This is a genomic window from Bacteroidia bacterium (assembly GCA_020852255.1).
Lineage (GTDB): Bacteria > Bacteroidota > Bacteroidia > JADZBD01 > JADZBD01 > JADZBD01.
Map to the genome: position 1 here is coordinate 94,663 of JADZBD010000018.1, position 14,823 is coordinate 109,485.

Below are 14,823 nucleotides of genomic sequence, written 5' to 3' on the forward strand. Positions count from 1 at the left end.
TTTCCGGTGCTTTCGGATATTTTCTTTTTGGACAGCCCATACTGTGTTTTTTCATTGGTAAATTTTAATCACGGGACAAATTTCGGGTAAGAAAAAATGGTCATTTCCGATAACTGCACGTAACCGCTTCAAAGTGTACCCAGGCGTAGTACGATGGTATCAAAGTGCAGACGATAGTATCGAAGTGCTGTAGATAGCCTGGAAGTGATCGAAAGTGTATGTGACCGCTTCAAAGTGTATCAAACCGTATTGAACTACACGAAACTGCACGGAACTACATGGAATTACACGAAACTGCATGGCATTGCAGGAAATAAAAAAAGCCACGCTCAGGTGGCGTGGCTGCACAAATCGAATGGACCTTTACGGCTTAATCCTTAGCCGCTATAATGTTTTAAGCCTGAAAGACGATGTTCTATTTTAATTTACCTATTTCCCAAATAAAATAGTTGCAGGTATTCTTCAGATACTGATCTCCGATGCGATTATAGTCGGTTTCGATCAGCTCGGCCATATCATTCCAAAAGAGAATAAAGACTTTCCTTTCCTTTTTGCTCAAATCCGCATTGAATTTGTTCAGCCGTTTGGCAAGTGATTCCATTCGTCTTACGAGTTTGTCGAACCTGTGGTTTCCGATAGGCTCGAAATAGCAGGTAAACAACTTTCTGAAGGATGTAGCCGCCTTGCGAAGCCGGTCTTTCACTTTAGCCAATGATTCCACCGGCAAAGAAACCCTGGAATCAGCGTAAAGAAATTCGTTTACCATCTGCATATACTCATTCAATGTGAAGTTCTCACGTATAATTTTAGCCATACTATTTATTTTTTGAAGGTTTTAAACTTGCTATTCATCGGGGTTCATTGTCCCTTTACCACCGATGAGTTTTACAATTATGCGAACCTGGTTCGGGGTATAATATTTTCCTTTCTTCGGGCCGACTTCCATTTCTATTTCTTTCAGCCAGGTGTACAGGCAGCGCGGGGTAATTCCGAAAACTCCGGCAAGTTCCTTCTTTGTGTAGGGTTTGATTTCGATCAGATTATTCTTACTCTCCATGATGAAAAGGTATTTGTGGCACTTACATATTTACTCAGCGTATTTTGCCATAAACTCTTCCAGTTCCAGGTGCAGCGATGCGGCAAGCTCTTTGGAAGTGAATTTATGGACGTTCTTATATTTAGTAATCAGGTCGCGCATCAAAAGGGACTTCTCTTTCGGAAAATCCAGTTCAATGGGTTCGCGCCTGCGTATTTTTAATTGATTGAATTGCGAAAGCAGGTACTTCTTTTGGTTTTCGGTCAAAAAGCCCAGGTCAGCAGCCCGGTAAAGAAGCGAGATCATTGAAACCTTCCATTTCCGTTTGAGTTCACCGAGCAAGGGAATGGTTATTCCTTTCTCAAAATCCTTCTTTAGCTCATTTTCCGGTAGTAATAACCCGGCAGCGAACAGATTTGCCTCATGCGAAATATCCCGGTCATGTGATGGGAGGGTATGGCCGTGCATAACCAGGTGGCCTAACTGATAAGCCAAGCTGAACCTTTGCCTGTCGGCAAGGTGCAGTTTGTTCACCACGATGATCGGGTGTTTGTCTTTGGTCAATATAGTGCGGCTGTCCACGCGCTCAGTCCCGAAATCGAAGGAAATAACGATGATCCCGTTGGCCTCCAGCAGTTCCGTAAGGTTGGTGATGGGGCCTTTGGGCATTTTCCATGTCTTGCGAAGCTGCTTGGCTACCAGTTCCTCTGAGCCAACCTTTTTAAGGTCAAGATCAGGGATATTCAGGACCGGAAGCTTAATCTTTTGGGCAACGGTTTCAATGTTTAGCCTGTAAATATTCAGTTGAGCCTCCAGCGGCATCAGCACTTTAGCCGAAACGTGGTCTCTTTTGCGGTAATTCAGGCTCATAGGCAGGTATGCTTCACCTTCCTGGTAAAAGAACTCCCTGGGGTATTTGAGCAGCTTGCTCATGCGTTCAAGTGTAGCTTCAGGCATGGACTTATTCTCCGTCTCGATCTTGCAAATAAAGCCTGGAGAAGTGTTGAGCTTCTCCGCCAGTTCCTTCTGCGACATTCCCCTGGATTCCCTTGCCAGGACGACCATTTTAGGGCTTATTTGTATTTCAGTTGCAACCATAAATTGTGTGAATCATTTATGCAGCAAAGGAATGTATATTTTCTGAATTGACCAAATAATTGACCTGTTTTATTTTAATAAAATTGATTTATCGCTGATTCTGAGCATTTTAAAATTGTTGATAAATAGCGCATACAGAATCTTGGAAATAAATCCGGTTTCCATACTTTTGACACTTACTGTCAAGATAATCCTATTCAAACATGAAAAGTCTCGGTGAGCAGATAAGGGAGCTACGTGAATCCCAGGACATACCTCTGCGTATTGTATCCGCATATCTGGATGTTGACCCAGCCATTCTGAGCAAGGTCGAACGTGGGCAACGCAGGGCCACAAAAGAGCAGGTAATAAAACTTGCCGCTTATTTTAAGGTAGACAAAGATGATCTTATTGTTGCCTGGCTATCGGATAAGATTGTTTTTGAAATGGAGGATGAAGAACAGGCAATAAAAGCTCTGCACGTTGCAGAACAAAAAATTAAATATTCTAAAAAATAATTAAAGTATATAAGTAATATGCCTACTCTCCAATTCAAAGGAAAAACATTTGTTCAGAATCATCACCTCACGGTAAAGTACCATCAGCTCGTTCCTAAAGAGAAATTGAGCCTAACCAAAAAAGTCTCTCTACACGATAATCTTATTATTAATGGCGATAACCTAATTGCACTTAAAGCTCTGCTTCCTTCCTATGCGGGAAAAATCAAGTGTATTTATATTGATCCTCCTTATAACACAGGAAACGAGGGCTGGGCGTACAATGACAATGTGAGTAGCCCTTTGATGAAGGATTGGTTAGGCAAAGTTGTAGATAAAGAAGATCTTACGCGCCACGACAAATGGCTTTGTATGATGATGCCTCGATTGAAGTTACTACGTGAGTTGCTTTCTGAGGATGGAGTAATTTTTATTTCTATTGATGATAATGAGCAGCATCGATTAAGAATGTTATGTGATGAGGTATTTGGTGAGGATAACTTTGTGGTTGATATAGCTTGGCGCTCAGGAGATTCATCTAACAATGACGCTAAAACGTTTTCCAACGATTATAATTCCACATTAGTTTATTCTAAAACATTGGAATGGCTGCCAAACAGACTTGAAAGGACTGAAAAAAATAATGAGCATTACAAAAATCCAGATAATGATCCTCGCGGACCCTGGTTTGCTGGAAATGTTTCCTCACCTAACCCAAGAGAGAATTTGAAATACAAAATTAAAACGCCTGGCAGGAAAATAATCGCGCCTCCGGCAAATGGATGGAGATGGAAAAAAGAGACCCTGATGGAAATGATTGACACGGGCGAAATTATTTTCTCCGAAGATGAGACGAGGATTATCAAAAAAACCTACTTGGCTGACCAAGGCGGATTAGCACCTTCTAATATTTGGTTTGATATTGAAGAAACTGGGCATAATCGTCAGGCAAAATATGAGCAAATAAATATATTTCCTGAGAAAAATACTTCGGATCAATTTAAAACCCCGAAACCTCTCAAGTTCATAAAAAAAATACTTGCATTAGCCACAAATAAGGATTCCATAGTATTAGACAGTTTCGCGGGTTCAGCTACTACTGCCCATGCCGTATTAGAGATGAATAAAGAAGATGATGGGAACCGAAAATTTATATTGGTAGAGCAGGAAGATTATGCAAATTCTGTTACTGCTGAAAGGGTTAGACGAGTAATTAATGGAGTTAAAAACCCAAGAAATGAAGCTTACAAGAAAGGATTAGGAGGTTCATTTAGCTATTTTGAACTTGGAGACCCGATAGAATTGTATCATTTGTTGGAAGGTTCAAAGCTACCGAAATACAAGGATTTCGCTCGTTTCCTATTTTATACTGCAACCGGAGAACAGTTTGATGAAAAAAAGATCAATGAAAAAACAGGATTCATAGGCGAAAGCTCCCATTATGAGGTTTATCTGATCTACAAGCCCGATATAGATTATTTAAAAAAGACCGCCCTCACGCTTGAGCTTGCAAAATCGCTTCCGAAATTCAAAGCAAAACAGCGTTTGGTATTTGCGCCTATGAAATTCCTGGACGAACATACTTTACGTGAGCACCGAATTGATTTCTGTCAGCTCCCGTATGAAATTTATAAAATGGCGAAGTAATGCTGCATCTTAAAACATATCAGCAAAAGGTTTTAAATACGCTCAAGGAGTATTTGGTCTGCTTATCGGAGTTCAAAACCAAGTATGATAAATACCTGGTGGATGATCCTGAGATTGCTTCTGACTATAACTACCCCAAAAAAGCCTGGGAGAAAGTGCATGGCGGGGTGTATTTATCAAAACAGAATGGATTGAAAGAGCCGCTGCCAGATATGTACCTGAAGGTTCCTACGGGCGGTGGAAAGACATTGCTGGCCTGCCATTCGATTGATCTGATCCATAAAGCATTCCTGAAAAAGCAAACAGGATTTGTACTTTGGATCGTTCCAACCACACAGATTTATCGGCAAACCATATCCCATCTGCGGAACCGGGAGCATCATTACCGGCAAACGCTGGATATTTCAAGCGGAGGAAGAACTCTTATAAAAGAGAAGGGCGATCTGTTTAGCAGGGCTGATGTAGAAGGAAACCTGGTTATTCTGCTCCTGATGCTTCCTTCTGCCAGCAGACAAAACAAGGAAACCCTTCGGATGTTTCGCGATTCGGGCGGATTTACTGACTTCTTCCCTGCCGAAGATGCTTACGAGGCGCATGAAAAACTATTGCAGGCAATTCCTAATCTTGATTCTTACGGAGAAAAAGATGGGGTTTTTGGAAGAATGATAAAAACTTCCCTGGGGAATACATTACGATTGCTAAAACCTCTGATCCTTATTGATGAAGGTCATAAGGCATATAGTGATAATGCCCGCGATACCATTCGCAATTTCAATCCTTCGTTTTTGTTGGAGCTGTCAGCCACACCACCTCCCAATACGAATAAGCTGGTTGAGGTTACCGGGCGCGAGCTGAATGATGAGGAAATGATTAAGCTCGACATTCACTTAACGAATAAGACCAGCCTGGATTGGAAGGACACGATGCTCTGTTCGGTTGAACAACGTAAATTCCTGGAGAAGAAAGCCCGGCAGTATGAACAAAACACCGGAGAGTATATTCGACCGATCAACCTTATTCAGGTCGAAAGAACAGGAGCCGATCAGAGAGAGAAAAAATTTATCCACGCGGAAGATGTAAAGGAATTCCTGATTAAAAAGTGCAATGTTCCCGAAGGTCATATTGCTATTAAAAGCAGCGACAAGGACGAATTGATTGAAGTAGCTGATATTTTTTCAAAGGATTGTGAAATTCGCTATATCATAACCAAACAGGCGTTGCAGGAAGGCTGGGATTGCTCGTTCGCTTATATTCTCACTATCCTCACCAATCCAACATCACAAACAGGCATAACCCAGCTTATCGGAAGAATTTTACGACAGCCAAAAGCAACGAAAACTAAGGTGAAGGAACTGGATGAGTGTTACGTTTATACTTTCCGTCAAAATGCTTCTGATCTGGTACGCAATATTGAAACCGAACTGAGCAGCGAAGGCTTGGGTGATATCGCAGGCCGGATAACGATTGATAGCGGGGACGATGACAATGGCCGCGTTTTAAAAGAGCGTTCGACCGGATACAGAGATCCCTTTAAAAAGTTCGAGGGTAAAATATACCTACCGAAATTCGTTATACAGGAACAAAAAACCTGGCGAGACATAAATTTTGATATTGATATTCTCAGCCGAATTGATTGGGAACAAATTTCACTGAAAGAGTTAGAGGATGTTTCTCTTTCAGAAATTAGACAGAAGGAGCAGGCATTGGTCATTGGCCTATCGGATGATGATTTAAAATTAGTAAGAGAAAAGGAACGTGTAGAAAAACAGGGAAACCTGGAGATTGATGAATCCTTTTTAACCAGGCATATCCTGGACATTGTTCCTAATCCCTGGGTAGGTTTTGAACTTGGCAGAAAAGCTATCAATATGTTCCTGAAGCGATATGACAGAGAAATGGTAGCCGCGAATTTCGTTTTCATCATTGAGGAAATGAAAAAAGTATTGCAGCATGAGCGCGACAGGTTGTCGGAAATTGTGTTCAGGAGCCTGGTCAAGGAGAAAAAATTAGTGTTCTTCCTTTTGACTGAGAAGGGCGAATTCAGTATTCCACCGCGTATCAAAGTAAGAAGCAATAAACAGCTTGTCCGTTCCGATAATACCCCGATTCAGCGCAGTCTGTTCGATTATGTGCCGGAGGAAGACCTGAATGATCTGGAAAAGGCGGTGGCCATTTACCTGGATCAGCAGGAGAAGTTACTGTGGTGGTATCGCAACATGAGCAGGCAGCATTACCATATCCAGGGATGGAAACGGCACAAGATATATCCCGACTTTATTGCTTCAGACACGAAAACCACCAGCAAAGCTGATTACGGAAACGTGTATGTTCTCGAAACGAAAGGTCTTCACCTGAAAAACGAGGATACAAAATACAAGCAGGACGTTTTCGCGCTGTGCAATGAACTTGGGACAAAGAAAGCATGGAAAGAGCTTGATCTTGATTTTCCTGATAAGAAATTCGAGTTTCAGGTCATATTTGAGAATGAATGGAAAAGTAAGGTCAATAGAATAATTGAAGCAGTTAGCTAAATGAGCTATTATCTCAAATGAGAGTATTTAAAATAGAAATTGAGAATTACCGGCTGTTGAGGGACTTTTCTATGGATTTGGAAAAGGAACTTTCTTTGGTAATCGGGAAAAATAACACTGGAAAGACTTCGATTCTATCAGCTCTTGACAAGTTTTTGGGAAATTACGAAAGAGCTAAATTTACTTTTGACGATTTCAATATTGCTTTTAAGAAAGTATTGAAAGGAGAAATAGAAGCCGCAGATGGTATAGTTGAGGGGGACTACAAACGATTAGGCATTAGGCTCAGGCTGTTTGTCGAATATTCAGATGCAGACAACCTTTCCAACATCAGCCGGGTAATGATGGATTTGAACCCGGATAATAATGTGATTGTACTTGGCTTTGACTATACACTCGACTATTACGGATATACCCGTCTCAGAAGTGATTACAGGGAGTTTGAAGCAAAGGAAAAACAGAAGGAGCAGGAGAAAAATGGGTACAAGCCCCGTACATTAATTGATTTCTTAAAGTCAAATCATGCGGCATATTTTAAAACAGGTAGGCGATCATTGGTCTACGATCCAGCGACAAAAAAATCAAGTGAAGATAAATCTATTGACCTGGATTCTGAAAAAATAAGTGTTGCTGATATTATCAATTTCAAATACATCAGTGCAAAAAGGGATGTTGCAAATAAGGATGCTGACAAAACTCTTTCAGGACAGACCTCAGAAATATACCGCAGCACTGTTAATGGAGACGAAGAAAATCAAGCTGTTGCAGACTTTAAAGATAAACTTAGTGAAACTGACACGGATTTAAGCGGCATATACAGAACGTTGTTTGCTGAAATTATTCAGAAGGTGAAGGATTTCGGGGGCGTAAAAATCAATGAATCTGAGATTGAGATTATATCTACGCTGCAACATAGGGAATTGCTCGAAGGAAACACAACGGTTGTTTATAAACATGATGAGGATAATCATCTTCCCGAACATTACAATGGATTGGGCTATATGAACCTCATCAGCATGATTTTTGAAATCGAAATACTTGTTCATGAGTTTAAACGTGAAAAGGATAAAAAGCCGGCAGACATAAACCTACTCTTTATTGAAGAACCGGAAGCGCATACTCATCCCCAAATGCAGTATATATTTATAAAGAATATCAAGAAATTACTCGATAAAGGAATTAAGCGGGAAGACGGAGAGAACAGGGAATTACAATATGTTATAAGCACGCATTCAGCTTGCATTGTAGCGGACAGCGATTTTGACGATCTTAAGTATCTGAAAAAGGATAAGGACAAGGGAATAATAGCCAGGAATCTAAAAGACCTGAAGAATGAATACGATACTGAAACAACACAGTACCAGTTCCTGAAGCAATATCTTACTATTAGCCGCGCAGAAATATTTTTTGCTGACAAAGCAGTTTTGATCGAAGGCGATACTGAACGAATCCTTATCCCCACTCTCATGCGTAAGGTGGATATTGAAGAAGAAGAAAAATACTCTGCATCTGGTGGACAGGATGAATATCTGCCATTGCTTTCTCAAAATATTTCGATTATTGAAGTTGGTGCGTACTCTCAGATATTTGAAAAATTCATTGACTTCTTAGGTATTAAAGCACTTATCATTACTGACCTTGATGCGGTTAATGGCGATGGAAAAAAATGCGAAGTCGCAACCGGTGTGGATTACAGCAATGAAGCCATTAGGTTCTTCTTTAATAGTCCAACGTTGGCTAATTTGAGAGGATTTACACTTGTAAACAAACTATTTAATAAGGTAGCTGGCTCATGGACAAATCATGCTGATGGCCAACTGAGTGTTGTTTATCAAACCGAAGAAGTTGGTTACAATGCCAGAAGTTTTGAGGACGCATTTATTCATATCAATAAAGGTTATGTAAATGACAACAAGGCTGGCTTTAGAGGACTTCAAAATAAAGAGCTCTTTGAAAACGGAGCCAATGCCTACGAATTGGCCGAAAAATGTATAAAAAAGAAAACACATTTTGCTTTGGACATTCTGTATCACAGTAATGCTGATTTTAATAACTGGAAAATTCCCGCTTACATCAAAGAAGGTTTACTATGGCTGAAGAAAGACTAAAATTAGAGCCGGAAGTGCGGGAAATATTTCAATGCATTGATGGCAAACGTAACTTTTTGCTAAGCGGGGGCGCAGGAAGTGGTAAGACCTATTCGTTAGTTCAAGTTATTCGGCAGGTTATTGCTGAGAATCCAACGGCTATGGTAGCCTGCATGACATATACCAATGCAGCAGTTAAAGAAATTGAAGAACGGGTAAACCACAAGAACCTGAATGTATCGACCATTCATGATTTCCTATGGGACAACATCAAGCATTTTCAGAAGGAACTCAAATCAAGTATCATTGATTTAGCGAACGAAGATGATGCAAAAATTTCTATTGATGAAGATAAACCCATTCCGAATAATTATTTTGACGAACTTGAAAAAGGCATTCAATATAAAGAGTTCTTAAAACTCAAAGAGGGCATTATTTCCCATGATGAATTATTGATCGTGGCAAACGGCCTCTTTGAAAAATATCCCAAGCTCAGCGCCATTGTTAAAGATAAGTACCAGTTCATATTTATTGACGAGTACCAGGATACAAATACGGCTGTTGTAGATATTCTTCTGAATCACTTCAAGAAAAGTGAAAGAAAAAATCTTATCGGCTTTTTTGGAGACGCTATGCAATCCATTTATGATGACGGCATTGGTAATCTTGATCAATATAAAGGAGAGACTGTGGATACTGTGAAGGAAATTAAGAAACCCCAAAACAGGAGGAGCCCTCGCAGAGTAATTGATCTGGCAAACAGACTAAGAACGGACGGTATTACCCAAGAACCATCATCTGATGGAAAAGCACCAAATATGACAGGTGGCCAGATAAAGGAAGGGAACGTTCTGTTTATTCATTCAGCGAATGGTGATGTTTCGGTAGTAAAGCAATACTTGAGTGAGAATCATGGATGGAACTTTGAAAACGCAGAGGAAACAAAAGAGCTGAACCTGACGCACAACTTGATTGCGGATAAGGCGGGGTTTAGAACACTTATGGATATTTATGATAAGGACTTGATACTGAGTTATAGAGACAGACTTAAAAAGTATATCAAGGACAAGGCAATAACCACTGATTTTACGCAAAAAACATTTGGAGAAGTTGTTGCAGCTTTGACTAATGGTAAATCAGGTCGCGAACTGAATTCGGTCAACCCAACAGCTTCTATGCAAACTTTCATAGATCAAAATCAGCCACTTTACCAGGCTGCATCGAACTATAATTATGAGATGTTTTCAAAAATCTATGTCAATAAAGATCAACTATTGGATGATAAAAAGCAGAATGAGGACGATGAGAACAAAAAGGGCTCAAAGCGGGACAACCTGATAAAGCATCTTTTTAGGATTCAAAACAATATCGTGCTATATCAATCTGGCAGGTATAACGAATTTTTGCGAGCAACGGATTATAGAGATAGGATTGTCAGTATTGCAGCTAAAAGAATTTTGAAAGATAATATCGAAAGCCTTATCAATGTAGGGGACAAGACCATTGAGCAGGTAATAAATGATGCACATGAAAAAGATATTTGTCTAAAAGATGATAAGTTGGAAGATTTCAAATTAAAGAAGGAATACCTGTACAATAGAGTAAAGGGAGTTAAGTATAGCGAATTCCAAAAGTTATATGATTATCTGGAAGGAAAAACACCATTTTCTACGCAACACAAAACAAAAGGAACGGAGTTCGATAATGTCTTAGTTATATTGGATAATGGAGGTTGGAATAAATATAACTTTGAAAATGTGTTTTTAAATTCAGGTACGCAGAGCGTTTTGGAAAGAACCCAAAAGATATTTTATGTATGCTGTACTCGAGCTAAAGAGAATTTAGCAGTGTTCTATCACAATGCCAGTCCGCAAGTGGTAGCTAAGGCAATGGAATGGTTTGGTGCAGGAAGCGTTGTGTCGCTTTAGCCTATCAGAATATCCCGACTTTTGGGATGTATGGACGGGACAAAATGAGAGAAAGGAGAATTGGAAGGTTATTGCAGAGGCGTGGCGGGAGATACGGGCTAAAACTGATCCAGATGAATTAATAGCTAACGAATAATATCATGGGTGAATTTTCAAAACGCATAGGAGAAATTGGCGAAGAAATAGTAGTCGAATTTCTTGCTTTGGTCGGATGGCATCAACCTGTCCGCAACTTTGATATTCCAAGTATTGATCCAGTCAAACATGAAAAAGATACACATGGTCTTGATGCTTACTTCCACTATAAAAGTCCAATGATTTCAAGAACATTGGAGAACATCTTAATTTCGGTTAAATACAGCAAGGATAAATATCCAAACGCTCCCGTTGAGAAATTTAAATCTCATTACCGCGATTTGGGGATGGCAATAGAATCATTTAAAAAGTCTGAAATGAGGGCTAACACTATTAATAGCCGCTCTGATTTTGAAACAACCTTTGATAGAGGAGTAATTTTCTGGTTGAATAATATTGATGATGATTCCGTGGATATTTTGGAGAAGTTATCAAAACTTGAAGCACCAAAGGATTTTAATCATGATGGAATTTATCTTGTCGACAATAAGAAAATAGAGTTTTTCTTTAAGGCGATTGAATTTGCAAAACGAAAATATTTTGGCAAAGAAATTCAGTTTACTTACTTCAGCACAGGATTGAATAATGACAATGAAACTCCCAAAAATGGAAGCATAATGCCGATTCAATATTTGGGTTCAAATATTTTACCCATGAGGGTACAAACTGATACAGATAAAAACACTTTGATACTTTGTTCAAGAGAAAATTTTGAAGAAGAAGAATTAATAAAACTAATTGGTTTGGCTAAGAATATTACTGCAAACTACCAGTCAAATACAATTATCGCATTCCCCGACTATAATCGCTTACAACATGAGCAACTTGTCGCTAATGCCAAGTTAATAGTTGAAGAAGCGTCTTTTACTAACACTCTTTCAGTAGAAAATTTCAATCCTAATTTTAGAAACTAATGGAGAAAATAAATGACAATATAAATCGCTTCCTTCCATTCGGAGATTCATTAAGAGCAATACTCCAGCATGATTCTATTAAGGATAGGGAAAGAAGACAGCTTCTGAGAATGAAAGGAATTTTTGTGAATAACTGTGATGAGGATAGTACTTTTCCAATTCTTACAACTTCATTATTAAGTCCGAATGAATTTGAGTTTCTGAAAGAGAAACTTCAAGCAAAGGAGGATAGAGAAAAAACAATAACAAGAACTTTGGATTGGGAAACAAACAAAAATTTAATTGCCGCCATTCCTGATAATTTCAATATTCAAGAAGTGATTAAAACGAATTTCCCAAAGTATAAGGTAATTGGAAACCCAAACTTTAAGATGATTGACAATAATCCAAATAGAATTTCTTTGGATTTTAAATGTGAAACCAACAATTACAGCAAGGCATGGTTCCGTGGCAAAAATGAATTCAAAGGCAAAGTAACCTTTGAAAAAATCACAACGAAGGACAATAAAGTTCAATTACAGATCATTCACACTTCACCAGAGACAACTGATATTGCAGAGAAAGTTTCAAAGAGTTTGGAAAAACATTTCAAAGCAAACAACTACATGAATCCCCAAAAGGAAATTCAAAGGATTCTTTATAGAGATTTCACAAACGAGGAAAGAATTCAATTTTTATTGGGCATGACCGAAGGCAATGATATTTTTACTTACACAAAAGCCACCTTTTTGGATATAGGACCCGATCCGACTGAAACATTACATAGTGATATCAGATGGCTTGAATTGGCTAAAGTCCGGGAATTAAATATTAATGGCGAAAAGCTGCATGAGCTTCCTTTTTTGAAGGATAAAAAATTACACAAGTTTATGGAGTTATCTGAAATGGAAATAATTTATGATTTTCAACTTCCTTCTGTTGAAGGCAGTTGCATAATTCGTTTTGGGTTTAACGGCTATGATTTTAAAAAGAGAATTGGGAATATTGAGTTCGTTGTGGATATTCCGAAAATTTATCCAAAAGATGAATATTCAGCCACTCCCATTTCAGCAATAAAAACTCAACTGTTCAAGGAATTTGAAAATTTTAAGACTGAAAAACATGAGTGGTGCAAACTTCAAAATCTCAGCAAACAATTTACTGTGCCAAATTCATGACAACATTAGATTTTACACAAATAGAGCTTAGGAGCCTGATTACTCATCATGTTGGAAGCAAATTGAGAGATGAAAGGATTTCTCTCTCAAATGAACTATCAAGCATTGCGGATGAAACGAAGGATTTTCTACTAAAATATTTCTTATTGCCAATAAAAACTGAAGAATTTTATTCCTTTTCCCATTCTGTACGGCTCAATCTAAATGAAATATATACGGTGGTGGAAAATGTTTTCTCGAAACCGAAATCATTTATTGAATCGTCCCAAAGTATTGCTAAACTGCTTTATGAACAATCAATGCACCCGAAAATCCAGGAGGGAGAACTAAATGTAGCCTTTTTTTCAAATATCATTTTGGATGATGAAGTTGTTGACGCAATTGGAATATTTAAATCGGAGACGAATGTTCCATTCCTTAAAATGAAAAGTCAAAAATCGAAATATAACATCCATCATGACTACGGGTTTGAAATTAAGGGAATGGATAAGGGTTGCATCATATTCAATACTGACCATAAGAAGGGATATAAGATTTTGATCGTGGATAATGCGAATAAGTCGGCAGAGGCACAATATTGGAAGGATGACTTTTTGAAAGTTAGGCCAATTAGTAACGAGTTTCATCAGACAAATCAATTCTTGAGTATCGCTAAGAATTTTGTTACTAAGCAACTTTTGGATGAATTCGAGGTGGGTAAGGCAGACCAAATTGAACTATTGAATCGCTCTGTTGAATATTTTAAAACGCATGAGAGTTTTGAAAAAAAGGAGTTTGAAAAAGAAGTGTTTCAAGACTCAGAAATTATAAAATCATTCCGAAAGTTCGATTCAACTTATAGAGAGGACCATGATATTGAATTGGCTGAAAGTTTTGATATTTCGCCACAAGCAGTTAAACGGCAATCGAGGGTTTTCAAGAGTGTTCTGAAATTGGATAAAAACTTCCACATTTACATTCATGGAAATCGGGAGATGATTCAGCAAGGAGTTGAAAAGGACGGAAGGAAGTATTATAAAATTTATTATAGCGAAGAATCTTGAGGAATTTATCGCCTGAATGAATACGGGTGATACGGCAAGGAAGGAGAATTCCTCCCAAAATTTATTTTATTACTTTAGCATCATAAAATAATGAACAAAAGGAAGATTACAGCTATTCTCGGTTCCCTAATGCTGCTGTTTGCCCTAAACAGCCTGGGCGACTTCCGTATTTCATCTTCCAGTCCATCATCCGAAAAGGAAACACCCTGCAAAGAAGGAAATCGGCTTTCCGCTTATTCTATTAATGCCGCAGATGGGATACTTCAGTCTTCTATAAGGATAAATCCAAGTAATGCTCCGGTCCATCAGATACTCAAAAACAATGTAAAGTTCATAGGATTCAACTCGTCTGTTCATGCCTCAGCCATTTCGCCATCTGTATATCCGGCATATTCGTATGGGCATAATAATTTCAGCCGCTATCCTTTCTATATTGCCTTTCGCCGGCTGATAATCTGATCCTTCCACGTTCGCGGTTAATCTACACACGGCTTAATGGCTGATGTGCGGATTTTATTTTCATTTCATTAATGAATTTTAATATTGACATTAAAAAATACACTATGGAAAATACAGAAAAAACGCCTGACGAAAAGCCGGGATTCATGGGAGGATTCGGATTTCTTATTGTGATTATAGGAGTAGTAATATTACTTCTGGTGGTATTAAAGCTCTTTATAGGTTAATTTTACTTGTGGTAAAAAGCCTCCACCTTCGGGCGAGGCTTTTTACATTGTTTCTTGGCTTTAACAATAGGATTCTTTATTATAC

The 14,823-nt window shown here is 38.6% G+C and carries 13 protein-coding genes; 10 read left to right on the forward strand and 3 right to left on the reverse strand.

Annotated elements, in window-relative coordinates; genetic code table 11:
- The first annotated feature begins 204 nt into the window (after positions 1-204).
- Entirely contained in the window at positions 205-381 is a 177-nt protein-coding gene (locus IT233_10645; GenBank protein ID MCC7303088.1) for a hypothetical protein, read from the forward strand.
- Positions 382-415: 34 nt separating this feature from the next.
- Here the strand turns inward: IT233_10645 and IT233_10650 are convergent, their stop codons facing one another.
- Genes IT233_10650 through IT233_10660 form a run of 3 tightly spaced genes read right to left on the reverse strand, consistent with a single transcriptional unit; the run spans position 416 to position 2,101 of the window.
- Positions 416-814: a hypothetical protein gene (locus IT233_10650; protein ID MCC7303089.1), complete on the reverse strand. Its 399-nt coding sequence runs from the start codon at positions 812-814 to the stop codon at positions 416-418.
- 30 nt (positions 815-844) lie between these two features.
- A complete protein-coding gene (locus IT233_10655) occupies positions 845-1,057 on the reverse strand; it encodes a hypothetical protein (GenBank protein MCC7303090.1) in 213 nt (70 codons plus the stop codon).
- A gap of 30 nt (positions 1,058-1,087) precedes the next feature.
- Positions 1,088-2,101, reverse strand: a complete 1,014-nt coding sequence (locus IT233_10660; GenBank protein ID MCC7303091.1) for an ImmA/IrrE family metallo-endopeptidase — start codon at positions 2,099-2,101, stop codon at positions 1,088-1,090.
- 236 nt (positions 2,102-2,337) lie between these two features.
- Between IT233_10660 and IT233_10665 the strand changes: the two genes are divergently transcribed.
- From IT233_10665 to IT233_10705, 9 genes are all read left to right on the forward strand, one after another.
- On the forward strand, positions 2,338-2,631 hold the full coding sequence (locus tag IT233_10665; GenBank protein MCC7303092.1) for a helix-turn-helix transcriptional regulator: 294 nt from the start codon (positions 2,338-2,340) through the stop codon (positions 2,629-2,631).
- A gap of 18 nt (positions 2,632-2,649) precedes the next feature.
- The gene (locus tag IT233_10670; GenBank protein MCC7303093.1) at positions 2,650-4,257 is read left to right on the forward strand and encodes a site-specific DNA-methyltransferase; all 1,608 of its coding nucleotides are present in this window, start codon (positions 2,650-2,652) and stop codon (positions 4,255-4,257) included.
- 2 nt (positions 4,258-4,259) lie between these two features.
- Complete coding sequence (locus IT233_10675; protein MCC7303094.1) at positions 4,260-6,788, forward strand: DEAD/DEAH box helicase family protein; 2,529 nt, start codon at positions 4,260-4,262, stop codon at positions 6,786-6,788.
- A 17-nt stretch (positions 6,789-6,805) separates the two neighbouring features.
- A complete protein-coding gene (locus tag IT233_10680) occupies positions 6,806-8,896 on the forward strand; it encodes an ATP-dependent endonuclease (GenBank protein MCC7303095.1) in 2,091 nt (696 codons plus the stop codon).
- Entirely contained in the window at positions 8,878-10,803 is a 1,926-nt protein-coding gene (locus IT233_10685; GenBank protein ID MCC7303096.1) for an ATP-dependent helicase, read from the forward strand. Before IT233_10680 ends, IT233_10685 begins: the two co-directional genes overlap by 19 nt.
- Before the next feature lie 140 nt (positions 10,804-10,943).
- Entirely contained in the window at positions 10,944-11,852 is a 909-nt protein-coding gene (locus tag IT233_10690; protein MCC7303097.1) for a hypothetical protein, read from the forward strand.
- Complete coding sequence (locus IT233_10695) at positions 11,852-13,009, forward strand: hypothetical protein (protein MCC7303098.1); 1,158 nt, start codon at positions 11,852-11,854, stop codon at positions 13,007-13,009. The genes IT233_10690 and IT233_10695 overlap by 1 nt, the downstream gene beginning before the upstream one ends.
- Positions 13,006-14,052: a nucleoid-associated protein gene (locus tag IT233_10700; GenBank protein MCC7303099.1), complete on the forward strand. Its 1,047-nt coding sequence runs from the start codon at positions 13,006-13,008 to the stop codon at positions 14,050-14,052. Before IT233_10695 ends, IT233_10700 begins: the two co-directional genes overlap by 4 nt.
- A gap of 90 nt (positions 14,053-14,142) precedes the next feature.
- On the forward strand, positions 14,143-14,511 hold the full coding sequence (locus IT233_10705; protein MCC7303100.1) for a hypothetical protein: 369 nt from the start codon (positions 14,143-14,145) through the stop codon (positions 14,509-14,511).
- Positions 14,512-14,823: the final 312 nt, after the last annotated feature.

Coding starts and splice junctions, on each gene's coding strand:
- IT233_10650 (MCC7303089.1), bottom strand. CDS start 814: ATGGCTAAAATTATACGTGAGAACTTCACATTGAATGAGTATATGCAG.
- IT233_10655 (MCC7303090.1), bottom strand. CDS start 1,057: ATGGAGAGTAAGAATAATCTGATCGAAATCAAACCCTACACAAAGAAG.
- IT233_10660 (MCC7303091.1), bottom strand. CDS start 2,101: ATGGTCGTCCTGGCAAGGGAATCCAGGGGAATGTCGCAGAAGGAACTG.
- IT233_10665 (MCC7303092.1), top strand. CDS start 2,338: ATGAAAAGTCTCGGTGAGCAGATAAGGGAGCTACGTGAATCCCAGGAC.
- IT233_10670 (MCC7303093.1), top strand. CDS start 2,650: ATGCCTACTCTCCAATTCAAAGGAAAAACATTTGTTCAGAATCATCAC.
- IT233_10680 (MCC7303095.1), top strand. CDS start 6,806: ATGAGAGTATTTAAAATAGAAATTGAGAATTACCGGCTGTTGAGGGAC.
- IT233_10685 (MCC7303096.1), top strand. CDS start 8,878: ATGGCTGAAGAAAGACTAAAATTAGAGCCGGAAGTGCGGGAAATATTT.
- IT233_10690 (MCC7303097.1), top strand. CDS start 10,944: ATGGGTGAATTTTCAAAACGCATAGGAGAAATTGGCGAAGAAATAGTA.
- IT233_10695 (MCC7303098.1), top strand. CDS start 11,852: ATGGAGAAAATAAATGACAATATAAATCGCTTCCTTCCATTCGGAGAT.
- IT233_10700 (MCC7303099.1), top strand. CDS start 13,006: ATGACAACATTAGATTTTACACAAATAGAGCTTAGGAGCCTGATTACT.
- IT233_10705 (MCC7303100.1), top strand. CDS start 14,143: ATGAACAAAAGGAAGATTACAGCTATTCTCGGTTCCCTAATGCTGCTG.